Here is a 26,927-nt window from a genome sequence, read left to right as displayed (position 1 = left end):
TGTTTTTAGTTATTATGTTTATTCCATTCAAAAGAAGGAGGAACAGCATCTGCTGAAGACGCCCACTGCTTGTTGGGACGATCTCCCATTACAAACTCCAGTTTCCCACCTTTCGCCAGATCGTCATGCGTGAACCAGGAACGGTTCCACTCTTTTCCGTTCAACTTTGCCGACTGGATATATTTATTCTCCGGAGAATAATTGTGGCAAACGACCTCAAAACGTTTGCCGTCCTCCAAATGCACCGTAGCCTGCTCAAAAACCGGACTTCCGATGACATAGACCGGCATACCGGGAGTCACGGGATAGAAGCCTAAGTAAGAGAAGACTACGAAAGAAGTCATTCCTCCCCCGTCTTCATCACCGGGAACTCCCATCAGGTCGTTTCTAAACCATTGTGTCAAAAGAGTACGGATACGTTTCTGCGTTCTCCAAGGCTGTCCGGCATAGTTATAGAGATACGGGATGTGCAGACAAGGCTCATTAGCCATCGAGAACTGTCCCACATTTCCTGTATGGTCGGGTATTTGAGCAAAGAAGTCATACTTGCTTCTGCCGAGAGGGGTACTATACATTCTTTCCATCTCGGAGACAAAGGCGTCATTCCCGCCCATCATTTGAATCAGGTCGCCTACGTTGTGAGGTACGTCCCAACGATAAATCCAACCGTTGTTCTCTGCATAAGCTCCACGCGCTCCCTGTCCTCCCGAATAACGGTAATCAAAAGGCTGGACAAACTGCCCGTATTTATCTTTCGGATGAAAGAACTTTGTTTCCGGATGAAAGATCTTCTTGTAGTTGAGGCTCCTGTCCATAAAATAACGGTATTCATCTTCCTTACCCAGAGCATTGGCAACCTGTGCCAAGCACCATTCGTCATACACAGTTCCCAAAGTTACCGATACAGGCTGACGTCTTTCGAAAGGATGTACTTCGGGTACCGTTTCTTCTTCACCGGTTGCCAATGCAGGGAAATAACCCTCCTGCACGAAAAACTCATCCAGTTCGCCTTTCCTTTTAGCAGACCAGGGAGCCAGTGTCTTTTCAGTAATTGCACCCTTACACGCCCGATAGGCTTTCTCCAAATCAAATCCACGAACTCCCTTTGCATAGCAATCCGCTACTACCGCAACACCATGATTGGAATTCATTCCACGCACATCACCTACTACCTCCGGGAAAGTAGGCATCCAATAATCCTCCATCTGCTCCGACATACGGATATAAGAATTGACCATGTGGCTCTCTTTTTCCGGTTCAATGATGGTACGCAAAGGGTGTGCTGCCCGGTAAGTATCCCACAACCAATCGTCCGTATAAAAAGGAATCCCCTCGTCATTATGTACTTTTCCATCGAATCCGCTGTAATACCGACCATCTTCGGACATACAAATCATCCGCTCATAGAAACGGTAGAAAGAAGTATAGAAAATAGTTTTGTCTTCTTCCGAACTGCCCTGTACTTCAATCTTCCCCAAGGCTTCATTCCATACCTGACGTCCTTTTTCCGCCACAGCATCCAGATCCGATGACGCAATCTCGCGTTTCAGGTTCTTCTTTGCCTGTGCCTCATCAATGTAGGAGATACCATAACGCACATTCAGCTTCTTCACGTTATCCGCAAATTTAAGACTGGCAGACGCACTCTGTCCTTGCGTGTTCACTTCCTGCGAAACCACCGGTTGGTCAACCTCCAGATATATATACGCTTTCGTAGCATACTCACCCAGTTGCTCGTATCCCAACACAGCATTACCGTCTACTGTCAAAGAACCGTTATTGGACTTTACAACCAATTGGGGAGTGCCGTCACCTCCAAACTGTATCTCGTAAATGGCAGACTGGTGTGAAGGAGCAAAACGTACATCAGCCCCGATATTCTGCAAACATACCTGATACAAATAAGGAGTTACTTTCTCATTATCATATTCATAATCGATATACTCCGGCGCATTTCCACCCTGAAACGGATAGATACTGAACGGACTATACCCCCTGTGTCTCGAAACGACCACAGGCAGACCATTCAACTTATTTCCCGTAAAATCTTCACGCCTCGGATAAACACGAAGCATACTGTTGGGCAGATGTACTGTCGGATAGGTCGGTACCAGCAAATGACTGATATTTCCTATATACGGATTCACATAATCTACCGGCTCCTTTTCACTGCGGCAACCGGTCAATATTGAACCGGAAGCCACAGCCAGGAAAAGAGCAACATTAATAATCAATCTTTTAGACACACTCATTACAGTTTACTTTTTCTGAAAACAATCATTCTGTTACCTTATCTGTCATCTCAAACTTCAGAACGCCTCCGTCCATCAGTTGAGCATACGTTATCTTGTAATCCGTTATCTCTTTGTCATTGAATCGAACGGATTTCACATACTTGTTCTCCGCAGACAAATTCTCCGCAATCATGGTGAAAGTCTTGCCATTGGCCAACTTGATAGTCGCCTCCGGCAACTGCGGACTTCCGATCACATATTCTCCGCTCGCCGGATTGACCGGATAAAAGCCCAAAGCCGTAAACATATACCAGGCCGACATCTGTCCACAGTCATCGTTACCACACAAGCCATCGGGACGAGGCTGATAAAACTTATCGCAAATCTCACGCGCCAACTCCGCTGTCCGGTAGTTCTTTCCAATCATGCTATATAGATAAATCACGTGGTGACTGGGTTCATTGCCATGTGCATACTGACCGATCAGTCCGGTGACATCCCATAATTCGCCTCCGCTCCGTTCTTCCGTAGCCTCCAGTTCGAACAATGTGTCCAACTGGGCAGCAAAAGCCTCTTTACCTCCCATCAGTTGAACCAATCCATCCACATCTTGCTGAACATGCCATGAATACTGCCAGGCATTTCCCTCCGTATAATCTCCTCCACGCGTGCCTCCGTGACAGAGGTAGAAAGGATTAAACGGTGTACGCCATTTCCCATTCGAGTCTTTACCCCGCATCAGCTTCGTTTCAGGATCAAACAGGTTTTTATAATATTCAGTACGTTTCATAAAGAATTCATAGTCCTCCTGTTTTCCCAGTTTCTTTGCCAGAAGAGCAGCACTATAATCATCATATCCGAACTCCAGCGTCTTGGACACCGCTTCCCTGTCGATCAGGTCAACCGGCAGATAACCATACTGATCGTAAATATCCCATTCGGAATTATAATGATTCTCCGTGAGCGACTTCTTGATAACCTGATAAGCTTTCTCCTGGTCAATGCCGGGCAGGTCTTTCAGACAGGCTTCCGCCACTACCGGAACACCGTGATTACCAATCATACAGAAATTCTCTTTGCCCCATATAGCCCATATCGGCAGATATCCCTGAACATCGGCATGAGCTATCATTGTATTCACCATGTCGGTAGCCTTATCCGGGCACAAAACCGTATACATGGGATGTGCAGCGCGATAAGTATCCCAAAGAGAGAACGTAGAATAATACTTACCAGTGGCAGCCGTATAGATCGAATCATTAGGTCCCCGGTATCTGCCATCCACATCGGCTATATTATTAGGCTGAACAAACAAATGATACATGGAAGTATAAAAGTTCTTCTTCTGATCTTCCGTGCCCGTCACTTTCACCAGAGACAGATACTTCTGCCACTCTTCCTCCGCTGCCTTCCTCACTTTCGCAAAATTCCAGTGAGAAAGTTCAGCCTCCATATTTGCTTTTGCCCCCTCAACACTCACGGTAGAAAAAGCAATCTTGGCATTCAATTGATTTCCTTTCCCTAAATCAAAATGAAGAACTTTTCTGGGAGCCTTATTCACTACGGTATCCCGTAAATTTTCAACCAGAATGAAAGGCTTATCGAACTGAATCACATAAAACAAATTACGCTCTACCCAACCACGAACCAACGAATTTCCCGTAATCGTCCGGTTATCTTCAACAGTAACCTTTGAATCGAGCATCCGGCCATGATAGCTTTCCGCGTCGCCTACACACAGATTCTGAAAGTCGATAAAAACCTTTGGTTTTTCTTTCTCAAAAGAATAATGGTAGAGCGCCACATGAGGAGTAGTTGTTATTTCCACATCCACCGAATTTTGGTCCAATGTAACGGCATAATATCCGGGAGAAGCCTTCTCGGATTCTTTCTTATAAGTACTCCTGAAATCATTGCGGGGAGTACCGGAGAAAGGCATAATCAATAAATCTCCCAAATCGGGTACACCCGTACCATTCAGCCTATTCTGGGAAAATCCCCAAATCAGCGGATCTTCATATCTATACCCCGCACAGTAATCCCATCCGAAATTACCGGTTTGAGGACCAGGTTGCATAAATCCCAAGGGATAGGTAGCTCCCGGAAACGTGTGTCCCGTGTACGTAGTACCCACAAACGGGTCTACATACTGCAGCAGGCTTTCCGATTCATTCTCGGAAGATTGACAAGACAGGAACAGCAGTGATACAGATACGTACATCAATGCTCTGCCCAGTTTAAATCCAGCGTGTTTCATTCTTAAATCCATATTTGTTAATGCATTATTTTATCATCTCCAACCGGAAAGAATAGCTTAACGGCTGATTGACAGGTATCATATATTCATCCAATGGAAGCGGTCCGCAAGATGCGTTCCCCAATCCCTGCTGGATGCAATCCAGGTTCACATATACTTCCGGTTTGCGGATCTGATCCAGTTTGAATCCGTGTCCGGCTCCCCAGATATCCTTGTCGTGGAAGTGAAGCGCGCTGAAATTCAGATTATTTCTGGAAGTGATCTTTAATCCCTGTTGCGCCTTATTCGTAAACGACACCCACCGTACATCATTCCGATTGCCCATGCTCTGCGAACGTACATAGTATTCTTCCATACCTTTCACGTCGCTGGCATACTGTCCGAAATAAGCCGAATGTTTGCGGTCCATATAATTCTCGTGAGGCCCGCGTCCGTACCATTTCACCTGATCGAACTCCTGCGGAATCACTATCTGCAATCCCAAACGACGGACGATCTCCGCATTTTCGGGCTTCGTAAAGGTAGCATCCACATCCACCACTCCGTTACTGTAAATTGTATAGCGAACGAGATAATCAATCGTCACCGGAGTAGGGCTTTGCACCACTGCCTTCCGGTCTGTCAATACGACTACCGATTTTCCGTCTGCCGATTTCTGATAGCTGAACAAAGGCAAACTACAAGAAGTCTCATAATAATTCTGATCGGTATAACGGTCGTTGTTGATACTGCGATACCAGTTCGGAACCAACGTGCTATTGCCGTAAACCAGTTCTTTCGGGCCATATTTCAAAGAGGTCATGAGTGCTGTATTCTTATCAAATGCGACACTGAAATCCGTTCCTGAAATCCATAATTGGTTGTTTTCCTCTTTCACTGATAATTGTCCCAAAGAAGCTGTATCCAGATTCTTCATGCCCGGACGGCTGCTCAATGCAAACTGTTCCGATGCTACCTCATGCCCTGCCGGCAGAGCGATGGTCGATTCTTTCAATTCTATACTCAAATTCAGGAAGTATTCGCTTCCGCTATCTCTTGAAGTACGGTAAGGAATGGAGACAGTCGTCTTTTCACCCGGAGCGAGGTCGATGGACTCAATGGTTCCGTTCTCAACGGCCTTGCCATCTTTCAATACCTCCCAGTTCAAGCGGAATTTATTCAGATCTGTGAAATAGTAACCATTACGTATTTCCACATTTCCGGATTCAACTGCCAACAGACGGAACTTGATATATTGATAAATCTTCTTCAGCTCGATCAATTTGGGAGTCACTCTTCTGTCCGGTGTAGTCAGACCGTTGCAACAGAAGTCAAAGTCGGTCGGTCGGTCGCCGAAGTCGCCTCCATAGTAATAGTGATGGTCGGGTTCGCCTATCTTATTCAGTCCCTGGTCTACCCAGTCCCACACGCAAGCACCAATCATTCGCTGGGATTTATTTTCGATATAGTCCCAATACTCGGCAATATTGCCCGGAGCATTTCCCATAGAGTGTGCATACTCACAGAGGAAATAGGGCTTATCGGACTCTTGCTGGTCGAAACGACTCATATTCGCAATGCTCGGATACATGTGCGAGTCAATATCGGCAGCAGCATTCTGTCCCTCGTAGTGTACCGGACGTGTAGGTTCCAGTTTCTTGGCTACTTCATACATAGCCATAAAATTCTCTCCGGCTCCACCCTCGTTACCCAATGACCAAAAGATGATAGAAGGATGATTCTTATCCCGCTGAATCATTCGGACCAGACGGTCGATAAAGGCAGGCCTCCACGATTCGCGTTCGCTCAACGTATGATTACCGTGATTCTCCACGTCGGCCTCATCCATTACATACAATCCGTAGTAGTCACACAAAGCATACATTCGCGAGTCGTTCGGATAATGACTGGTACGAAGCGTGTTCACATTAAACTGCTTCATCATCAGGATATCCTGAATCATTGATTCCGTAGACAGTACCTTACCCGTACGCGGCAACATTTCATGGCGATTCACGCCTTTGAAGAACACTTGGCGGTTGTTGATATATACCCGTTTGTTCTTTATTTCAATATGACGGAAACCGAATTTGGATGACATGGCTTCGATCACTTCTCCACGCTCATTCTTCAGCGCAACAAGCACATTGTAGAGATGAGGCGTTTCGCTTGTCCACAGCAAAGGCTTCTCTACCTTTGTCTGCAACGTATATTTCTGTTCTTTTTTCCCTTTCAGTGACTGAACAGGTTCTGTCATTGTACCCATTGAATTTCCTGACGGATCTATCAGCGTCACCTCTATGGTATGACCTTTTGCCTGTTTACTATCATAGTTCGCCACGATGGCGTCTACTTTGAATCCGGCTGTCCGGTAATCGTTGCTCTCGAAAAGAGATTGCAGATGGAAGTCGCGTACATGTACTTTAGGAGTGGCATACAGATACACATCCCTGTATATTCCGCTCAAGCGGAACATATCCTGGTCTTCCAGATAGCTACCGTCTGTCCAGCGGTATACTTCCACTGCAATCGTATTGTTTCCCGGTTTCAGATATTTGGTAATATTAAATTCCGCATCATTGTTGGAACCCTGGCTATATCCCACCTTTTTACCGTTTATCCAAACGTAAAAGCCACTATACACTCCGTTGAAATGGAGGAATATCTCTTTGCCGTCCCAGTTGGCAGGCACTGTAAAATCTCTGCGATAAGAACCCACCGGGTTCGGTTCTTTTTCATTGGTATATCCTTTCTGCGGCACTATCATTGCAGGATAGTTCTTGAAAGGATAAGTGACATTGGTGTAAATCGGTGTTCCGTATCCCTGCATCTCCATATTGGCAGGAACGGGAATTTCTTTCCATGAAGACACATCGTAATCCGTCTTATAGAAATTGACCGGACGTTCCGACGGCTGTTTCACCCAATGGAACTTCCAGGTTCCGTTCAGGGAATAATACAGATCCGATGCAGGAGTCGCCCATGGCTGATTGAAAGATTCTGATTTCTTCAAACTTTCTACCGAAGAGAACGGTACAAACGTATTGTGTCCCTCCTCCTTGTTGATGGCAAAAATCTGTTCGTTCTCCCACTCCGCTTTTCCATGTACATTTTCGGGGGGAAGTTTCTCTGATGTCGGTTTCAGTCTCCACACGCCATCTGTTTCCGAAGCCGGCAATGTATAGACCTTGGATCCGGCCTTATCCGCGGGTTTGAATGACAGAAGCAGCTGTGCGTTATTATGTTTTATTTCATACCTATCTTTACCTTTCGGGGTTAATACCCATTGCTGATTACCATTGGCTCTGCTCACATCCCATACACCAATCGGTTCTTCTATGGCTCTGCTGGTTCCGATATCGAAACTCTTGTTCACAAAAGGATTATATATCACATACAAATCCTTGTAGCGTATCAGCCGCCAATATTGTCCTTTACTTTCCTTGGCGTCGGCTGCCAGATATACATTGGATGAATTATCCGTATTCAGACGATTATCCAGCACCAGTCCCGACGGGCTGACAATCTTATATAATACATTATCCTTGATTTCCTGCGCTGAAAGCATTGTTCCCAGCAAAGAGAAAAGAAAGAGTGCGAAAATGAATTTGTTTTTCCTGTTGTTCATGGTATATATCTGAGTTCTAGTTTTACAGTAGCTCTGATAATCAAATCTGCCATCCCGGATATTCCACCGGGATGGCAGACAATCTGTTTAGTTTTTAGAGTTCTATTTCAAAAATATAAGGATTAGTAGTGTAAGTCATTGTGATGGCATCCGTATTGTCCAGAGTCTGTTGCACATCCGCACTTTCTCTCGGACTGTAGACATTCACTTTCTTCACTTTCTGACCGAACTGAACAGTAGCATTCACTTTACCTCCCGAATATTTCTCACCCCAGACAATCAGGTAATATTTACCGTTCGTCTTTTGCAGCAATAAGTCATGTATGACCGACGGCTGGTTAGGAATGACATACGTCAATGTTCCCGGATTCAAAGGAGCGTCTACATCGTCCGCCAGGATCGTAGTCATGTTACGGATACAATCAGCAGCCGGACGTTTCGTATTGTCACCTCTGAACATACCGTAGGTGATGTTGATAGGATCTTCGTCCACACGGTCGCGAAGAATATAGATAGCAGTGTTGGACCATCCTCTCTTAAACTGGCTCAAATAGATATTCATCAGGAAAGAAGCATGTATCTCTTCCGAGAAGTTTCCGAAGACTTTCAATCCGGTTTCTGTTACGACGCGCGGCAGATTGGACAGTTCTTCATTGGTATATCCCTTGAAGTTCTTATTCCAGGTCACACCAAAGTTCACATACGGTCCGTCACCGGGATTATTGGAAGTAGGATCCGAGTGTTTCCAAGTCTGGTTATCATTCGGTCTTGCCCAGTCGCCCTCATTCTGGAATGCATAGTTGTGACAGTTCATGTGAGTTGCATAACGGGTTCCGTCAGGCATCTTGGTATTTGCTCCATCCGGTATAGTCAGATATTGTAATCCTACATTATCATTCATGGCACCGATCGTGGAAACTGACCATATAGGCATATTATTCAGATATGGATATTTACTGCTTCTGGAGAGTTCAAAGATGTCGCGTTGCTGATAAGCCACTCCCAGCCATGTATCGCCACCACCACCGGGTGTTCCGTCATAACCCTTACCGCCATTGCCTCCCAAAGGAAAGTTGTTAGGTTCGTTGGCACCCTCAAGAGCAATCAACAACCCATGTTGCGCCAGTTCATTGGCACAATCCAACATAAATTCCACTTCCGCTTTACCACCTCCGGCACCACTACCGATACCAAAGGAGAATTTGGCACCCGTCAGTTCGTGGAAGCGATACATACTATCCATCAATTTCTTGCGCGATGCTGCGAGTTCATCCGGATTGCTCCGATAAGAGCCTTCCGTTCCGGCACGCATCCAGCGTACTCCCACATATTTATAGCGTGCGGCAGACCCCATATTATCACTGGCACTCGGCTCAACGGTCTCACCTCTACCATCAATTCCGGCACATACTCCCATCGAATTCAAAAACTCATTGGCAGTTTTTGCCTGTACCGGTTCCGGTTGTTTCTTGACATCGTTATAAGTTGGAAAATCGGAACTGCATGACATCACTGCAAACGCGCAGCACATAAATAAATTCAAGTTCTTCATAATTATTTTTCTTTTAAGCATTTTCAATCCTTTCTATTTTATTACTATTCGACTTCTCCATACGCTTCAATTTCCGCCAGGAATGCCCATGCATTCGGCCCCTGCGTGGCTTCATATTTGAAGTATCTTGCTGTTGGATAATTATTCATCGGGAAAGTCTGTCCATCATTCGTATCGGGGTTGAACGCAAATTCTCCCTGATCTACCCAATTCACACCGTCCATACTAGTCCAGAACCTGTTCTTGGTCTGTCCACGGTTATCGTCCGGACGTCTGTAGCAAACGAAGCTGCTGATGATATGCTCCGTACCCATGTCTACTGCCACCCAATGCGGATAACCCGGAACCGGATCTTTCCAACGGGAATGCCAGAAAGTACTCAAATCACCGTCAATCATGGCTGTGGCATAACCGAGAGGACTTTCTATTCCTCCTTCTTCCGGCTCTTCACTTGAACAAGCCAAAATGGTCCAACCTGCATTCGACAACTTACCAATATTCAGTACCGGAATTGTTTTTGTTACCACCACCTCTTCACCAGTGATTCCGACCGCTTTATAGGTAACCTGATAAGACCCTTTATCGGTATACGTATGGGAGGGATTAGCCAGACTGGAAGCCGCATCCCCCTCGCCGAACGTCCAGGAGGAAGAATAGGCATACTTCGCCTCACTCTTGAAAATAATCCGCTTCCAGTTGTTCTGGTCTACCGAGAAAGTAAAATCAACGGAGGGGCGCATAATTTTAGTATCAATCACTACGATGACCACATTATGACCCAACTCCCGGTCAGCACACTGCGCTTCTACCGCTACCGCAAACTGCTTACCTGTTTCCACATAATTATCATCCAGATACTTCAAATCCACAATCAAATTGAACGGCACATAAGCGCTTCCGTCTGCCAGCTCTGCCGATTTCTCCAATCGGTATCTGTCTACGGGCAGTATGTCCGCTTCCAGTTTGCCCGCGTTTATCAATTTCTGTATCGTGTCATTGTTTACACGAAGACTTATGTTCAACGTTCCTCCGTCTTCTATGCCCGAACGATAGACGGCCAACGGAACGATGAAATCATATGTCTTCATGTCTACTTTAAAGCGATAGGGATTGCCCGGCACCTCTTCCGAAAGGGAAGCAGACGGTACATCATCGATTAAATATATCCCGTCAGCACCTACATTGGCAGCCGGCATATAAATCTGCTGTGCAGGATACTCCACATCCACATATTCTTCATGGGTGCATGAGCTCCATCCTGCCAGACAAGCCAGGGCTGCTATCCAAAGTTTGATATTCTTATTTTTCATACTTCTGTTCTATTTAATAGTTACATTACCAAAGCGGATTCTGTGGCCATCCTGTTATGTTCAGCTCATTCTGCGGAATCGGATAGAAGTACATCGAACGCTTAAAGCTCCGGCTTTCTACTTCCACACTCTGATACTCGAAACTGTTATAAGAAAGTCGAGTGACTTTCACTCCTTTCAGCGGCGCATTCAAGTCATCCGGGGCAGTCATCCAACGGCGCACGTCCCAGAAACGGTGATCTTCGAATGCCAGTTCCACCCGGCGCTCATGACGAATCTTCTCACGCATCTCTTCCTTTGAATCAGCCAACACTTCGGGCATACCTACCCGTCCGCGTACCTCATTGACTGCCTCACGGGCACTCTTTCCATAGATCCCTTTTCCATCGGGGCCATAAGCCTCGTTCATCGCTTCGGCATAATTCAGGTAGATTTCACCCAAACGGATGATAATCCAAGAGTGGATAGCCGACTGTCCCTGCAAGAGTTTCAATTCCGGGTCAACGTATTTCAGCAAGTAATAACCGGTTCTGGAGGCGTTGTTCTTGTCCGGTCCGTCGGCTCCGCCCTCCCAGCACTCTACCGGTCGTCCCTGGAAAGTTCTGTTGTTCGGCATAATGGTTGCAGCAAAACGAGGATCCCTGTTTTCATAAGGTCTGGCAGCCATCGACGGGTCTTTCCAACTGAATGTTCTTCCACCGGTGGTTTCGTAAGCATCTACTAAATTTCCGGAAGGAGCTGTACCACCGGTTGCCTGATCGGCACCAATCGGATAGTTACTCTTCTCGAATGAGTTGTCGTATCCGTTGCGACGGACAAGAACAATTTCATTATCGCTGAACGAACGGAACAGGCTCTGATAATTCCCGGACAACTTATAACCGGCTTCCGCCACGTCTGCACCCCAAAGAACCTCTCCGGCCGCTTTCGCTGCATTCTCCCACCGGGTCTGTCTGTCCACTCCGCTCAAGGAAATCAAGTCCTGACGCTCATACCCCTGCGCCCATACCGGATTGTTAAACAGTTCGCTTGCCGCATACAGCAACACTCTGCTTTTCAGAGCCAAAGCTGCTCCCCGGGTGACACGTCCCATATCACTCGCCTGATAGACGGCCGGCAAATGCGGTGCTACCTGTCCGCACTCATCGACTATAAAATCAATACATTCCTGCAATGTATTCCGCGGAATGTTCCGGTAGTCGGTGTCCATATCCATCAGTTCGTTTGCCAGGGGTACTCCACCATATCTCTTCACCAATTCGGAATAGAAATAAGCTCTCAAGAAACGGGCTTCGTATTTCCACCGTTCGATATTCGCCATTCTCATTTCATAATCAGCCTGATTCTGCGGGTCCAGTTTGTATCTTTCCATGTTAATCTGGTCGGCAGTCTCCAGAAAAAGAGTCGCCTGACGGATTCCCTGGTAATAATAAGTCCAGACGTTATCCGGGTTATTCAGCGGATTCCACGAACCGTTGTTGAACATGTGGACGGATGAAGAAGCTACCGAATACTCGGCTTCATCGGAAGCGGCAGCCATCATCGCTCCTCCCACCGGCGAAAACCCGTTGGGAAGATATGTATATAGCCCGTTCACACGCTTTTGAGCGACGTCATAGCTTTCCAACGCCTGCTTCTCTGTCATGGTCAGCATCATCTCCCTATCGAGAATAGGGTTGCACGAGCTTAACAGAAGAGCGGCTATCGAGCTGGATAATAGTATATTTATCTTTTTCATATCGTTACAATTTTAAGTTACAGGGCTTTTACAGTTGTACATTCACACCGATACTCATGGTCCGGATGGCAGGATAGCCGCTCATCGTTTCCGGATCGGTAAACCCATCCATGTGGTCGAAAGAGAACAGATTGGTTCCGTTGAGGAAGAATCTCACTTTATCCAAGCTTAGCTTTTTCACAAGCTGAACGGGAAGCGTGTATCCCACTTCGAGACTGCGGAGTTTGAGGAATGCACCGTTTTCCTGCCAGAACGATGATGTCTGATAGTTGTTCTGGTTTTCGCCTGTGGACAGTCTGGGATAGGTGGCAGTAGCCGCTGTGGCAGGTGTCCATCTTTCGAGTGCCCATTCCGATGCGTTGCCGTTGTTGCGGAAAGCTTCGTAATAGCGTCCGCTTCTGTATACGGTACGGTTGCCTACGCCCTGGAAGTTTGCGTCGAGGTCGAAACCTTTGTAGGCAAAACCCAGATTGAAGCTATAAGTAAACTCCGGCAGGTTGGTGTATCCGATGGCACAAACGTCATTTTCATTGATTACCCCGTCATTGTTCATATCCTTGTATTTGATATCACCCGGCTGCACTTTCATGAAAGTATGCTGCGGAGAATCGTCAATGTCTTTCTGATCCTTGAAAAAGCCGATAGCCTGCAATCCAAAAGGTTGATCTACCCGGTGACCGGTGCGATACATATAAGAGTACTGCTGCAACATCTCTGCATTGTATTTCACTTCATTGTGAGCATACCATACGCCACCCTGTACATAGTAGTTAAAGTCATTAATCCGGTCTGCATAACGAGCTGTCAGTTCGAAACCTTTATTGTTCACCTTACCGACATTCATTTCCGGTTTCTTGAATCCTACGAAATCGGGAATCGTGCGGTAGGGAGTTGCCAGAATGTCTCTGCGGTCACGGTTGAAGAAGTCAAAGCTGATATCTAACTTTCTAAACAATGTTGCGTCAAAGCCCACATTCAGTTGTTTTTCTTTCTCCCAGGTCACACTTGGGTTGGCAAGTGTTCCTTCAAAGTAATTCTCTACATTGGAGTTCGCATCTCCGAACGGATAATAACCTCCCCAGTCGTAATACTGGTCGAACATATAGCGGGTACCACCGATATCGAAATTACCGGTCAGTCCATACGATGCACGCAGTTTCAGGAATGTAAGTACCTTATTGTCTTTCAGGAAGCCCTCATTCGTTGCAATCCAGCCGATAGAACCTGCCGGGAAGAATCCGAAACGACGTCCCGATGGATAGTTCTCGGACCCGTTGTAGCCGAATGTGAACTCACCAATGTATTTCCGGTCGTAGGCATACGTAAAACGTCCGCCCATACCAATGTTGAAATAAGGAAGATTATGTCCCGATATGGTCAATTCGTCGCGGTTGGCCATCAACATACCACTTACCGTATGGATGCCGAAAGTACGGTCGTAATTCAACAAGGCCTGCATGGACAAGTTACGTTGCTGATACGATTTACCTTCATCTATATTCAGTTTTCCACTGTCTTCGCCAATGGGAGTCAATTCTATGTCATCCGCAATTTTCTGTACGCTGAACCGTTGGTAATCATGACTTCCGATGGTATATGTCTGGAAGTAGGAATTGAACCCGATAGCACCCGAAATGCTTAATCCGGGAGTAATAAATCCTAAATCTTCTTTCAGGCGAATAGAAGTCAGAGCCAAGCGCCCGTTGGTTTTATAATATCCCTTTTCCGCTATTTCACCCAATGGATTGGCATAGGTATTGTTTCCTCCATACTGGCGGCTTCCTACAAAAATAGGGAATGAATTGGACGGAACGGAAGAGAGCAAATCAAACACCGCACCTGTATTTTCCGAAGTTCCCGGAAGAGACTTGTCTTCAATCGTACCGCCAACGGTAATCGTGGCAGATAAACGTTTCGTCAGGTTCAAATCTACATTGGTACGGAAGTTATAGCGTACGAAGTTGGAATTATCCGTATAGTCGGAATGCCCCTTTGTCTTAATGTACAATCCCTCGCTCTTCACTGCATTGAACAATACGAAATAACGGATTACATCGTTTCCTCCACTGGCATTGAAATTATAATTCATCACCGGAGCATTGTCTCTCAATATAGTGTCATACCAGTCCACATTAGGATAAAGCAGCGAGTTACTTCCGGTACGATAAGCGTCTAATGCCTCATTGGAGTATAAAGGAGATCCTCCGTCGTTCACCAAAGCTTCATTGTACAGATTCGCATAATTGTAAGCATCTACAAACTTAGGCAAGCGGGTAGCCTGCTGAAAGCCGACCTTGGCACTGAAATTAATTTTCAATCCACCCGTCTGTCCTCTCTTCGTTGTAATGACCAACACGCCATTCGCCCCTCTGTTGCCGTACAGTGCCGTGGCAGCAGCATCTTTCAAAAGAGTAACCGATTCGATTTCTTCCGGCACCAACTGCTGGAAATAACCATCGGGAGCCTGCAAGCCGTCAATCACCATAAACATCCCCCTACCGGCAGCAAACGAACTGACTCCGCGAGAAAGCATGGTGGGACTATCGGCACCCGCTTCGCCACTTCCCTGAAGAGTGACCAGCCCCGGCAGACGCCCGTGCAGTGTATTGGCTACATTCGTAGTGAAAGAATTCTCCAAAGCCGATCCTTTCACAGACGATACTGCACCGGTAGTTATCCATTCGGGTTGTGTGCCGTAAGCCACATAGCTTATCGTATCTGACGATATGGTTTGCGCTGCTACGGAACCACCCAGGCAGAAACCCAGCATAGCCGTCAACATCCATCCTTTTTTTCTATATATCATCTTATTTTTCATACTATATTACTTTTAAGGTAATTAATAACCCGGGTTCTGAACCAGATAACCTTTGTTGATTTCCGATGTAGGGAATGGGTTGAGATACATCTTCTTGTGGAAACTGCGTTTTTCAAACACATAAGGCTCATATCTGAATTCGCTGTCGTTTCCGTCTATCTTATAGACTTTGATTCCCCACATATCGCCTTGCATCACTCCTTCCGTTTCCGCAACTTTCCAGCGCATGATATCCCACAGACGGTGATTGTCGAAAGCCAATTCAATGTCTCTCTCACGATGGATGCGTTTCTTGAAACTCTCGTAATCCAATCCTGCCGGATATGCCGGTTGTCCGGAACGGTCGCGTATCGCTTTTACGGCAGCATAGGCTTCCGATGTCGGCCCGTTGTGATATTCGTTCAGCGCTTCCGCATAACTCAAATAGAACTCGTTCAACTGGAACAGGGTTGAATTCGGAGCCAGCTTGACCTGTGTATTGTTTATCTTGGCAGGGAAATGTTTGTGCAGCCAGAAACCACCATAACAAGTATTGGCATCTCTGCCACCCTCCCAAATCTGCATTTCACCTTTTTCTTCATTCCAAATGGATTTATTGTAAGCAATCGTCTGCGAGAAGCGATAATCCAGTTCGCCCATCTTTGCCTGCAAATCGGTGCCGCCATCGGGATTCCAGTACTGGTCCGTACCGTCGCGTTTCTCATATTTCTTCACGAAGTTCAGTGTCGGTGAAATACCACTCTGCCCACGGTTGCCCGGATAAATATTAGGAGGAGAAATAGCCGACCAGGGCCAGTCCCAAGTACCGATTTCACCATGTGCCTTTTCAGCGAAGATAATCTCCGGATTGTCATAGACTTCCCATGAGTAGCGATAGTTCTTATCCACTCCCTGATCCGTAATGAGGTGATGACCATTAGCGGCCGCCCAGTCGAGCACAGCTTTGGCAGCATCCGCAGCCTGTTTCCATAATTCGTGATTGGAACTGCCCAGACAAATCAGATTATTATTCACTCCGAGACTCATATAAGGAGTTTCCGTATTGAACAGCGGACTGGCAGCATACAGTAATGTTTTTGCTTTGATAGCAAGTGCCACACCCTTACCGACACGCCCTTTCTGGGCACCGGTCTGGTCTTCCGGAAATTCGGGAGCATCAATGGCATCCTGACAATCTTTCAGTATAAAGTTCACCACTTCCTGCAAAGAGGCACGCGGAATCTTCAAGTCTTCACCCAAATCAATCCGGCGGTCGATGATAGGCACACCACCGTACCATTTCATCATCTCCAGATAATTCAGTGCGCGAAGGGTCTTCATCTCCGCAATAATCTGATTGGCATAAGTATTGGAGATGTCGGGTACATCATGGATGCGTTCTATCATAATGGCAATCTGCCGGAGAGCGACCCAACGAAACGGGTAGCGTTTGTCCTGTATATCGTCCGGAGTCAATGAACCGGAATTCCATTTTTGAGTAGAGTACCAGGCTGCACATGTCTCCGACTCGTCACTCGCTCCGGAACTCAATGTTCCGTCGTAATTGGTCGGGTCTGCCCATCCCTCCGTGAAATAAGGCAGGTTGGAATGTACGGCATACCGGTAGACGGTGGTCAAGAAACGTTCTGCATGGGCAGTCGATGAGAATACGGTATCTTCGGTCACATCGATACCGGGAGCTTTATCCAGATAGTTTCCCATCATATCCTCACAAGAAGAGGAACCTATTGCCAACGCAATACAAGATATTATTATAGCAACTAGCTTTTTCATTCCATTCATCTTTAAAAGTTTATACTTACACCTAAGTTGTAGGTTCTCGTCACAGGATAAGGCTCATTATTGTTATCCATCATAGGAGACTCGGGGTCTTCGCCGGGCAGCAGATCCGCCCAGGTCAGCAGGTTGCTGCCGTTGGCATAAAGACGAAGCGAACTGATACCGATGCGTTTGAAGAAAGGATTGCGCCATGTATAGCCTATTTCCACGTTCTTCAGTCGCAGGTAGGAAGCATCTTCGAGCCAGTAAGTAGAGGTCATATAATTGTGCCCGTTGTCGGATACGGAGAAACGCGGATACTTGATTTCCTGTCCGTTCGCGTAGCGTTCGTAGGTCCAGCTCTTCAGCAAGTCCTGCACGGCACCTCTGTTGTTATTGAATCCCTGACGGGATACGTTGGAAGCGATTGTAGAAACATTGGAAGCTCCCTGAAACAAAACAGAGAAGTCGAAGTTCTTAAACTCGCCGCCGAATGAGAATCCAAAGATCTTCTCCGGGAAATTGGAATAACCGATAGGCACCTGATCGTTGTCATTAATCACACCATCGCCATTGATGTCCTTGTATTTGATATCGCCCGGCTGAATCTTGTTGTTGCTCCACATATAAGTGGGACGGTTCGGGTCGTTCACTTCTTCCCAGGTGTTATAGAGTCCGTCGGCTACATAACCGAAGATTTGTCCGTAACGGAGGCCGGTTGCACTGCGATAGGAATATTCCCAGGGAGCCTCATCTTTATACAATATCTTATTGCGAGCGAAGCTATAATTGCCTTTCACAAAATAGCTGAAATCACCAACCTTGTCATAATAAGACAGTTCGAATTCATAACCGGAGTTTTTCATGCGTCCCAAGTTATAAGCGGGGAAGTCGGCTCCTGTAATATTGGGAACGGTTCCGCGGTTGCAAAGAATGTCATTACGTCTTTCTTCGAAGTAATCGAATACCAGTCCAATTCTACTGCCCCAGAACTTCATATCAGCACCGATGTTCCATTTCTTGGACTTTTCCCATGTCAGGTCCGGATTTCCGAGTTTACCTTCGTATACGCCTCTGTATCCCTGATAGGAAGAACCTACCTCACCGAAATGATAGATGTCGCCGGAACCAAACAGATTTTTGTCGGCTGTATAGGTGTAGGACGTAGGACGATAGAGGAAGCGGGAGCCTCCGACTTTATCATTTCCGACCACACCATAGGAACCACGAATCTTGGCAAAAGTCACTGCCTCGCCTTTCGGGAAGAACGATTCTTCGGAAAGTACCCATCCCAAAGAGAATGCCGGGAACGTACCGAAACGTTTTCCCTCGGCAAAGTTCTCCGTTCCGTTGTAACCGATGTTGAACTCGAACAGGTAACGGTCTTTGAATCCGTAAGTGACACGACCTACCAATCCCTGATAACCCTGCGGTACAGAAAATTCAAGATTCGGATCGTAGTATTTACTCTGATTGTAAAGTACCAACCCTGTAACGTTGTGACTGCCAAAACGACGGGCATACTCGATACCTCCCTCAAAGTAGACACGGCGGTTCTTCTGGTATCGTTCGCCGAAGCGTGTTACTTCCGATCCGTCATCACCCGAAATGAGTACCACTCCGCCTTTGCCGTCCGCTTTACCCTCATATGACGTACCGTTGCGTTGGTACTCGCGGATATGGTTGTTATAGTTTTTGTAGGAGATCGCTGCACGCACTGCCAGACCTTTAGTCAGGTAATCCATTTTATAATTCACACGGATCGAACCATTCAGGAAATTGGCATAGTCTTTATGATTTCCTTTCATGTAAGCTACCATAGGAGTAGATGCGGGTATCTGTGCCGTAGTGGGAACCATTACGATCTTATTGTCCACTACTCCCGGAGAAATAATAGGCGGAACAGTTACCAGCATATTCATGAAACTGGAAGTCGACCAGTTTGGTCCGCGCGTATCGTCCATCTGCGTGGAGAGGTCGAAACTGACTTTCAGGTTCTTGTTGATATTGAAGTCGAAGTTGGAACGCAGATTGTAGCGTCTGTACTTCAACTGATAGTCATAACCGGGGTCATAAACATCGGTATTGAACAAACCATTCTGCGTGAAGTAACCTGCGGAGAAGAAGTATTTCACCCGTTCGGTACCGCCACTGATATTGATATTGGTTTGTGTCTGATAGGAAGCATCGCTTACTAGCAGGTCTGTCCAGTTCACGTCCGGATAAAGAATCGGATCGGACTGGGTACGGTATTTTTCAATCACCTCGTCCGAGAAACGGCGGGTAAGATTTCCCGTTACATAAGCATCATAAGCCTGTCCCAGATTGTAAGAGTTGGCATACTCATAAGAGTTCATGCTCTTTCTCAAATCAATGAAAGAAGTACGGGCTACACTGGTAGAAACGTTGATACGGGGAGCGCCTTGCTGTCCGCGTTTCGTCGTCACCAGAATTACACCATTCGCACCACGTACACCATACACGGCTGTGGCGGAAGCATCTTTCAAAATGGTTATATTCTCAATTTCATTCGGGTCGATGTTGTTGTAATTATCGCTCTCGATTCCGTCCACCATGACCAATGGGTCCTGCTCGTTGCCACTATCGGCAAAGGTTCCCACACCACGGATACGGATAGTCGACTGGTCTTTTCCCGGCTCACCACTCCGCTGCACGGCAAACAAACCCGGCATACGACCTGCCAGCGCATTACTGATATTGGCCTGTGGCGACTGCAACAGGTCTTTGGTAGTCACGGAAGCCAACGAACCGGTGACGGTTTCTTTCTTCTGCACACCGTAAGCCACGACAACGACTTCCTCGAGCTGCTGCGTATCTTCGCGCATGGTTACATCTACCTTACGTTTGCCGGCAACGTTCACTTTCACAGTCGTGAATCCGATATACGTAAACTGAAGTTCTGCATTGGCGGGTACATTCAATGTGTATTTCCCGTCAGCATCAGTGATGGTTCCGGTCGTTGTGTTCAATACAGACACGGTGACTCCTATCAAAGGGATTCCATTCAAGTCCTTCACTACCCCGGAAACAGTGATGTTACTTTGCTGATTGGGGGCGGGATTCGCGTACCCGTCAGAGTGAGGTAACGCATACGCCCCCTCTATAGAGCAAACTCCCGTAAGCAAGAGACAGATGCTTAAATAAATTCTGCATCCAATACTTCTTTTAGTTTTGATTTTCTGTTTAAACATAATATTTTGTTTTAGATTAAGGGGATAAAAATCTTATCCTGCCGAACGGTTTCTGATTCGACTCATACAAAGGTTTCGTTTTTCATGTTTTCATAAATTCTTAGTTTATATAGGTTCGTAACTCGTTGCTTTTCCGACGACAAATATACCTTAGCATCATTAATTAAGGCTTAACTAACCCTTAACTGCCACAAAAAACAGAAAAAAAATCTAATTAAAATTCCTCTGACCTTACTTTTTGCCACTCGCTCATTCTTTTCGCTTGCAATATTTTGCTGGTTTTAAGTTTTTATCTAATTTTGTTGCTAAGCTATGCTATAAAAAATAGGGAATAGCAGCCTCCTTTGTTTTTTACCCGATCGAATTATCTTAATCATGAGAAAAATTATGCCGAATAATAAAAAGAAGATATTACTGCTATTAGTCCTGCTATTATCTTGTATCAGTTATGCTGGCAACCCTGATAAGAAAAAGATCTCCTACGGACTGACATTTCAATCTCACACAGTCAATCAAGACCAAAGAACCTCCCTGGATCTTAATCCGGACGGTGAACTTGATATGGCTACTGGATATTCACTCCAATTCAAATTAAGACTGGAACAGGCTGTCCTGACATACGGTTATATCTTCCGCTTCATCGTGAACGACACATTAAGTCTGGACTTTATTTCTAATCTGAATCTTGGCAAGATGAATTTCGTAATGTCCGATTCGCAAGGGATATTGAGCAATATGCAATTCTCGGAACTCAATGACAAAGAACTGAACAAATGGCTCAACATCAAAGTGACTTTCAACCGGCAGAATATAAGGTGCCAGATCAACAATGTAGTCAAGGAAATCCCTTTTGCTTTCAACAGTTACAAGCACACCCAGATTCTTTTCGGTACCAATACTCACCAAACGTTCTATACTACGGACGTACCTCCCATTTCAGTCCGGGACATCGTTATCACCAACGACAAAGGACAGGTAATCAGAGAATGGCCGATGCTGCGCCATACAGATAAAGGGGTGTATGATGAAAAAGGAAGCAACTATGCAACTGTGAAGAACGGCGTCTGGAAAGTGGACAAACACGTCACTTGGGAAAAGGAAGCAAGTATTCCACTGACAGAGGTCAATGCCCAGATAGCATACGACACCATCCAGCCACGGATATTCATAGCCAGCAGTGAATTTGTCATTACCTATGATATAGCAAATAAAACGGCATCGAAAGTAATGAACAAAAAAGGAAATCCGTTTCGTAACGGAGGCAGCCAAACGATTTATGACGCTAAAAACAACCGGCTGATCTCTTATAGTGTTCAATACCCCGAACTTATCACCTATAATTTCGAAACGAACGAATGGTCTGCGGAAGAAAGACGGGAAAATCTGGCCCCCGTACAACAGCATAACCGGATTCTCATTGACGACGAATTGATTCTGTTCGGAGGATATGGTGCACACACCTATAAAGCAACCATCAACAAGCATAAACTGAACGATGGAGAATGGACCACCAAAGACCTCTCTTCATACGTCATCCCGCGTTATTTAAGTACCATGGGCTACTTAGGTAACGACACGCTTCTGATTATCGGCGGATATGGCAGTCATTCGGGACGTCAGGAGGAGTTTCCGACCAACCTCTATGATATCCTCGAAATCAACTATAAAGACATGACGAGCAAGATGATCGGGCAGTTCTCCGTCGGCCCCACTCCTCTTGTGTTCAGTAACTCCATGGTGCTCCGGAAAGAGGAACATAAGGCATACACGATAGCATACAATAACAGCAAGTTTCACTCCACAGCCATCCTAAGCGTTATCGACTGGAAAAATGGAACGTTTGAAACGCTGGGGGACTCCATCCCTTACAACTTCCTTGATACGGAATCTTTCTGCGATTTGATTTATGTGGAACAGACATCGACACTTTACGGTGTCTTCCTTGAGAAGAAAGAACCGGGTAACGATTATAGTGTCGAAATCTATTCGCTTGCATTTCCTCCACTCAAGGCTTCGGACATAGAGCAGATACCTGCCGGAGGGGATAAGGAGCTTATGAAATACATCGTATTATCGGTCGTGGTTCTCCTTATTATAATAGGCGTTACGATCAGCTACCGGAAACGGTTGAAGAGAAAAACATCTCCTGCGACAGCAAGTACTTTGGAAGAAAGGAGGGTAGACAATTCCGCAAAGGCAGAGGAACAGCCCGTCACAACCAAATTACAGGATAAAAAGCCACGTATATCCACCATCCATCTTCTCGGAGATTTTCAGGTGTTCGATAAGGAGGGAAATGACATCACGCAGGAATTTACGCCCATCATCAAACAGGTGTTTCTATATATCCTGCTGAACAGCATTGCAAAAGGCAGAAAAGTGACTTCGCAGGAACTGGACGAGACTTTCTGGCTGGGAATGAACAAAGCGGATGCTTCCAACACCCGGAATGTGAATATCAGAAAACTACGGCTTATTCTTGAAAGAACAGGGGACATAGCCATTAATTATAAAGGCGGCTACTGGTCTATCAGTATAGGTGACGACATTACCTGTGACTATCATGAGATCAACAAAATCCTGCAGGAAGTACCGGACAAAGCAACGGTGGACATCGCTACCTTACAGCGTATTCTGAAACTCGCTGCGGGAGGAACACTCACACCTACCATCAGTGCAGAATGGCTCGACTCTTTCAAAGACGAATATACCAAACAGGTCACTACTTTCATGCTTAGAATGTTGGAAACCTCTGATGTGAAAGGAAACAACAAGCTCATATTGCAGATAGCAGACGTCCTGCTGCTTAATGATACGCTTGATGAAGAAGCGATGCGCATCAAGTGCCAGATATTATTCCAGATGGGACAGAAGGGAGCATCCAAAAGGTGTTATGACACTTTCGTCGCAGAGCATACACGCCTGTTGAATGAGAAGCCTGCCATCAGTTACGAGGATATCCTGTCAGACCTCCAGTAATTACAGACCGGCCGAAGCTCTTACCAATAAAAGTATTATCTTTGTTGCATGAAAAAATTAGTCATTGTAGGATGTGGACGACTTGCAGAAATCGTTGCGGATGCAGTTGTCAATGGCTTATTAGCAGATTATCATCTGGTAGGTGTCTATTCGCGTACGGCATCAAAAGCAGCACACATCGTAAATAAAATGCAGCAACATGGCAAGCCTTGCATTGCTTGCGCCACATTGGAAGAGTTATTGGCATTAAAGCCTGATTATCTGGTAGAATCGGCCTCTCCTGCCGCCATGCGGGAATTGGCTTTGCCGGCATTGAGAAACGGAACGTCTGTCGTTACTTTGTCTATCGGTGCTTTGGCAGATGAGGCATTCTACCGGGAAGTGACAGAAACCGCCAGGGCAAATGGTACACGGGTCTATATCGCATCCGGAGCTACCGGTGGATTCGATGTTTTAAGAACTGCCTCCCTGATGGGAAATACGACGGCTCGCTTCTTCAATGAAAAAGGTCCTAACGCACTCAAAGGAACTCCCGTTTATGATGATTCTTTGCAAACGGAGCAGCGTACCGTTTTCTCCGGCAGTGCTGCGGAAGCGATTCGCCTCTTTCCAACCAAAGTGAATGTTACAGTTGCCGCCTCACGGGCTTCTGTCGGTCCGGAGAACATGCAGGTATCCATACAGTCTACTCCCGGATTTGTGGGAGATACGCAAAGAGTAGAAATCAAAAATGACCAGGTGCATGCCGTAGTAGACATTTATAGTGCTACATCGGATATTGCAGGGTGGTCAGTAGTGAGCACCCTGATTAATATCGCTTCACCCATTGTATTCTGACAGATTGGCCAGTACTTTTGCGCTCAGGCGGTCAAACGCCTGACGCGTGCGGCCAGTAGACACCTGCATACAACGTACATGCGGATGATTGAGAAGCTGTTCACCCCCCAACGCGCCTATCGTGTCACAAAAGCAAAGGTTATCACCTTCCAGCCATTCAGTAAAAGCAGCCTCATCCCATGCCGGTGACAAACCGGTATTGAATAAGATCTTCCGGTTACCCATCTGCTTAAATTCCTCTTCGTGCAGTAAAACCGTATTTTTATTAAGGCAGCAGCAAATAACTTCACTCTCTGCAAGGAGTTCCCTCAATGGCAAAAAACGATATCCTTTGGCAGCAGCCGCTTCTTTCTCACTGCGGGCATAATATGAAATATCAGCACCAAAGAACTTCAAGGCGTCCGCTATCATGCCGCCAGACTTACCCAGTCCGATTATTCCGACTTTCAATCCGGTAATCTCACGAGGCAATTCTTCCCACGGTTCCTGTCCAAAGCCGTGCAAACAGCGCACCAACTCACTGACTACATATTCCACCACTCCTTCGTCACCATAATCCCGGATACCTGTTACCGTGATACCTCGTTCATTGGCATAACGAATATCGACATTGGCACTTTCGGGAGAATAGAGTGAACAACACATTCCAATGTATTTCACATTCGGACAACATTCGAGTACATACCGGTTGATACGGGAGGTATAACTCAAAAGCACCGCATCAGCATCTCCGATACGGGCAATTATTTCATCATCATTCGCGGGTATATCAGGATACATCACCACCTGACCGGCAAATGAATACAACGCTTTTTCGGCCGACGGAACCAGGCTGACCGGTTCTATAGCTACAAGTTTCTGAAACATCGTTTTTTTATTTTAGAAGTATTATACAAACATATATGGTTACCGGATTAGTAACCCAACATGGGCGCTAAGATACAAATTTCCAGCCATAATATCATTTAAAGATGAATGATTACAGTACGTTTTAGACACGCGAACGCAAGTTAAACAGGTATATTCAGAGTTCACTACTCGCCGTCCGGCTCCTTGGGTGGCGGTGCAATGAAGTGCATCTGATTGCCCCGTCCCTCCCTCTTGATAATACCCTCGGCAGCAAAGGATTTGAGGTCAGCGAGCGCGGTATTCTTCAGCCGCCCTGTGAGTTGGGTGTACGTTGTTCTTGTAATAAACCCATGTTGCCGGATATATTGCAGTACAATCTGTTTCAGTTTTTCGCTGTCACACTCTCTTGAGGTATTAAAGTCTATGTATTTTCTACGCTCCAGATCACCCCGGACGCCTGTCCGGAATTCCTTAGAAGCACGGAAGTTCACCCCGTTGAAAGAAACGGAGTTGGAACGCAAGTCTTTCTTGTCCTCCACCAAACGAGATGTCACCTTGGCGGAGAAGAATCCAAACTCTCCCAGTTCTACCCGGAATCCCTCGCCCAGATAGTCGAGTGTTTCGTCCCGCAACTCGGAAAGGATCCCTTCTATCATCCCCTCCTTGAATCCGGTTCTCTTGGCTACTGCCCGAATAAGCTGCTTTGCCGTAATCGTTCCGCTATAAACAATGTCGGCATACATCGTTTCAGTCTCGCCCTCTTTCGTGGTGAGGGACGGTTTCTTCTTTAAATTGTAATAAGCCATCTTTCTTTTCTAACTATGATTAAGAACTTTCAGTGCAGAGATTAAGGATTTTCAGTGCAGAGATTAATGTATTTTTGTGCAGTCGGGAAGTCGTCACCTTGCAAGGTGACCATTATCACTTTATAGAAGGACAAATGGCATCTTATAAAGTGATAAATGTCACTCTATAGCGTGACATCCCCTTAGTGAAAGGAGGAAAATCTGTAAAGGTACAAAATTAAGAGGCGAAAAGCAAGAGGGGGTACCATAAAACTTCATCTATAAATGTAATGCAATTGCAAAATGAAAACGCTTCTGCCAACCACTGATACCGCTTCCTTTTTATTTATCCGCATAGATTTGTTGATTTTTAAATTATTTCAGTACATTTGTCTGCGCCTACATCTATACAGGAAGCATGAAAATAAACGAAATACAGTGCATAAAAGAACTACGCAACGGCTCCTACCAGGCTTTTACACAGATTTATGAAGCCTATGCCGACCGACTTTACAGCTTTGTTCTTAAACAACTAAAAAATCGTTCCCTGACACAGGACATTGTTCAGGATACCTTTTTACGCCTGTGGGACAACCGTAGCCAGTTGAATAGCTTCGGCAATCTGCAGGCTTTCATCTTCACCATCGCCAAACATCAGGTCATTGATTATTTCCGCAAACAGGTCAACGAACTGCAATTCGAGGATTTTATGGAGTACTGCGAGAACCAGGCAACTGACGTATCGCCGGAAGATATCTTATTGTACGACGAATTCCTGCAACAACTCCAACAATCGAAAAAAGTACTGTCACAACGGGAACATGAGATTTATGAATTAAGCAAGGAGAAACATATCCCCATCAAGCAAATAGCCGAACAACTGGATCTCTCCGAACAAACGGTGAAAAACTATCTGACTTCCGCCCTGAAGATTCTTCGCAGCGAAATGATGAAATATAATATTCTCTTTATTTTCTTCCTGTAATAGTAT

General features: G+C 45.9%; 14 protein-coding genes. 3 read left to right on the top strand and 11 right to left on the bottom strand.

Annotated elements, in window-relative coordinates:
• Positions 1-5: 5 nt before the first annotated feature.
• The 9 genes from DXB58_RS14650 to DXB58_RS14610 all read right to left on the bottom strand — a co-directional run bounded on the left by DXB58_RS14650 (position 6) and on the right by DXB58_RS14610 (position 20,486).
• Complete coding sequence (locus DXB58_RS14650) at positions 6-2,252, bottom strand: GH92 family glycosyl hydrolase (protein ID WP_122137322.1); 2,247 nt, start codon at positions 2,250-2,252, stop codon at positions 6-8.
• A gap of 25 nt (positions 2,253-2,277) precedes the next feature.
• Positions 2,278-4,491 (bottom strand): GH92 family glycosyl hydrolase, encoded by a 2,214-nt coding sequence (locus tag DXB58_RS14645; RefSeq protein ID WP_122137364.1) that lies wholly within the window; start codon positions 4,489-4,491, stop codon positions 2,278-2,280.
• Positions 4,492-4,516: 25 nt separating this feature from the next.
• Entirely contained in the window at positions 4,517-8,098 is a 3,582-nt protein-coding gene (locus tag DXB58_RS14640; protein ID WP_122137321.1) for a glycoside hydrolase family 2 TIM barrel-domain containing protein, read from the bottom strand.
• Between the two features lie 94 nt (positions 8,099-8,192).
• Complete coding sequence (locus DXB58_RS14635) at positions 8,193-9,650, bottom strand: glycosyl hydrolase (protein WP_122137319.1); 1,458 nt, start codon at positions 9,648-9,650, stop codon at positions 8,193-8,195.
• A 44-nt stretch (positions 9,651-9,694) separates the two neighbouring features.
• Positions 9,695-10,960 (bottom strand): discoidin domain-containing protein, encoded by a 1,266-nt coding sequence (locus DXB58_RS14630; RefSeq protein WP_122137317.1) that lies wholly within the window; start codon positions 10,958-10,960, stop codon positions 9,695-9,697.
• A gap of 25 nt (positions 10,961-10,985) precedes the next feature.
• Complete coding sequence (locus DXB58_RS14625) at positions 10,986-12,698, bottom strand: RagB/SusD family nutrient uptake outer membrane protein (RefSeq protein ID WP_122137315.1); 1,713 nt, start codon at positions 12,696-12,698, stop codon at positions 10,986-10,988.
• A 28-nt stretch (positions 12,699-12,726) separates the two neighbouring features.
• On the bottom strand, positions 12,727-15,516 hold the full coding sequence (locus DXB58_RS14620) for a TonB-dependent receptor (protein ID WP_122137313.1): 2,790 nt from the start codon (positions 15,514-15,516) through the stop codon (positions 12,727-12,729).
• A 21-nt stretch (positions 15,517-15,537) separates the two neighbouring features.
• Complete coding sequence (locus tag DXB58_RS14615) at positions 15,538-17,289, bottom strand: RagB/SusD family nutrient uptake outer membrane protein (protein WP_122137363.1); 1,752 nt, start codon at positions 17,287-17,289, stop codon at positions 15,538-15,540.
• A gap of 11 nt (positions 17,290-17,300) precedes the next feature.
• A complete protein-coding gene (locus tag DXB58_RS14610) occupies positions 17,301-20,486 on the bottom strand; it encodes a TonB-dependent receptor (protein WP_122137311.1) in 3,186 nt (1,061 codons plus the stop codon).
• A 375-nt stretch (positions 20,487-20,861) separates the two neighbouring features.
• Here DXB58_RS14610 and DXB58_RS14605 point away from each other — a divergent pair, with 375 nt between their 5' ends.
• Both DXB58_RS14605 and DXB58_RS14600 read left to right on the top strand, forming a co-directional pair.
• Positions 20,862-23,465 carry a hypothetical protein gene (locus DXB58_RS14605; RefSeq protein WP_147338732.1) on the top strand — a complete coding sequence of 868 codons (2,604 nt, stop codon included), beginning with the start codon at positions 20,862-20,864 and terminating at the stop codon, positions 23,463-23,465.
• A gap of 48 nt (positions 23,466-23,513) precedes the next feature.
• Positions 23,514-24,302 carry an aspartate dehydrogenase domain-containing protein gene (locus tag DXB58_RS14600; protein ID WP_122137307.1) on the top strand — a complete coding sequence of 263 codons (789 nt, stop codon included), beginning with the start codon at positions 23,514-23,516 and terminating at the stop codon, positions 24,300-24,302.
• Here the strand turns inward: DXB58_RS14600 and DXB58_RS14595 are convergent.
• The gene (locus DXB58_RS14595; protein ID WP_122137305.1) at positions 24,285-25,169 is read right to left on the bottom strand and encodes a D-isomer specific 2-hydroxyacid dehydrogenase family protein; all 885 of its coding nucleotides are present in this window, start codon (positions 25,167-25,169) and stop codon (positions 24,285-24,287) included. The two genes, DXB58_RS14600 and DXB58_RS14595, sit on opposite strands and share 18 nt — an antisense overlap.
• A 167-nt stretch (positions 25,170-25,336) precedes the next feature.
• A complete protein-coding gene (locus DXB58_RS14590) occupies positions 25,337-25,957 on the bottom strand; it encodes an HU family DNA-binding protein (RefSeq protein WP_122137303.1) in 621 nt (206 codons plus the stop codon).
• Between the two features lie 397 nt (positions 25,958-26,354).
• On the opposite strand from DXB58_RS14590, the gene DXB58_RS14585 reads away from it, so the two are divergent.
• Positions 26,355-26,921 (top strand): RNA polymerase sigma factor, encoded by a 567-nt coding sequence (locus DXB58_RS14585; RefSeq protein ID WP_122137301.1) that lies wholly within the window; start codon positions 26,355-26,357, stop codon positions 26,919-26,921.
• Positions 26,922-26,927 lie beyond the last annotated feature (6 nt).

This window comes from Bacteroides sp. OM05-10AA (assembly GCF_003439055.1).
GTDB lineage: Bacteria > Bacteroidota > Bacteroidia > Bacteroidales > Bacteroidaceae > Bacteroides > Bacteroides intestinigallinarum.
Note: the sequence above shows the minus strand (reverse complement) of the source record. Positions and strands in the feature narration are given on the sequence as shown.

Coding starts and splice junctions, on each gene's coding strand:
- DXB58_RS14650 (WP_122137322.1), bottom strand. CDS start 2,252: ATGAGTGTGTCTAAAAGATTGATTATTAATGTTGCTCTTTTCCTGGCT.
- DXB58_RS14645 (WP_122137364.1), bottom strand. CDS start 4,491: ATGAAACACGCTGGATTTAAACTGGGCAGAGCATTGATGTACGTATCT.
- DXB58_RS14640 (WP_122137321.1), bottom strand. CDS start 8,098: ATGAACAACAGGAAAAACAAATTCATTTTCGCACTCTTTCTTTTCTCT.
- DXB58_RS14635 (WP_122137319.1), bottom strand. CDS start 9,650: ATGAAGAACTTGAATTTATTTATGTGCTGCGCGTTTGCAGTGATGTCA.
- DXB58_RS14630 (WP_122137317.1), bottom strand. CDS start 10,960: ATGAAAAATAAGAATATCAAACTTTGGATAGCAGCCCTGGCTTGTCTG.
- DXB58_RS14625 (WP_122137315.1), bottom strand. CDS start 12,698: ATGAAAAAGATAAATATACTATTATCCAGCTCGATAGCCGCTCTTCTG.
- DXB58_RS14620 (WP_122137313.1), bottom strand. CDS start 15,516: ATGAAAAATAAGATGATATATAGAAAAAAAGGATGGATGTTGACGGCT.
- DXB58_RS14615 (WP_122137363.1), bottom strand. CDS start 17,289: ATGAAAAAGCTAGTTGCTATAATAATATCTTGTATTGCGTTGGCAATA.
- DXB58_RS14610 (WP_122137311.1), bottom strand. CDS start 20,486: ATGTTTAAACAGAAAATCAAAACTAAAAGAAGTATTGGATGCAGAATT.
- DXB58_RS14605 (WP_147338732.1), top strand. CDS start 20,862: ATGAGAAAAATTATGCCGAATAATAAAAAGAAGATATTACTGCTATTA.
- DXB58_RS14600 (WP_122137307.1), top strand. CDS start 23,514: ATGAAAAAATTAGTCATTGTAGGATGTGGACGACTTGCAGAAATCGTT.
- DXB58_RS14595 (WP_122137305.1), bottom strand. CDS start 25,169: ATGTTTCAGAAACTTGTAGCTATAGAACCGGTCAGCCTGGTTCCGTCG.
- DXB58_RS14590 (WP_122137303.1), bottom strand. CDS start 25,957: ATGGCTTATTACAATTTAAAGAAGAAACCGTCCCTCACCACGAAAGAG.
- DXB58_RS14585 (WP_122137301.1), top strand. CDS start 26,355: ATGAAAATAAACGAAATACAGTGCATAAAAGAACTACGCAACGGCTCC.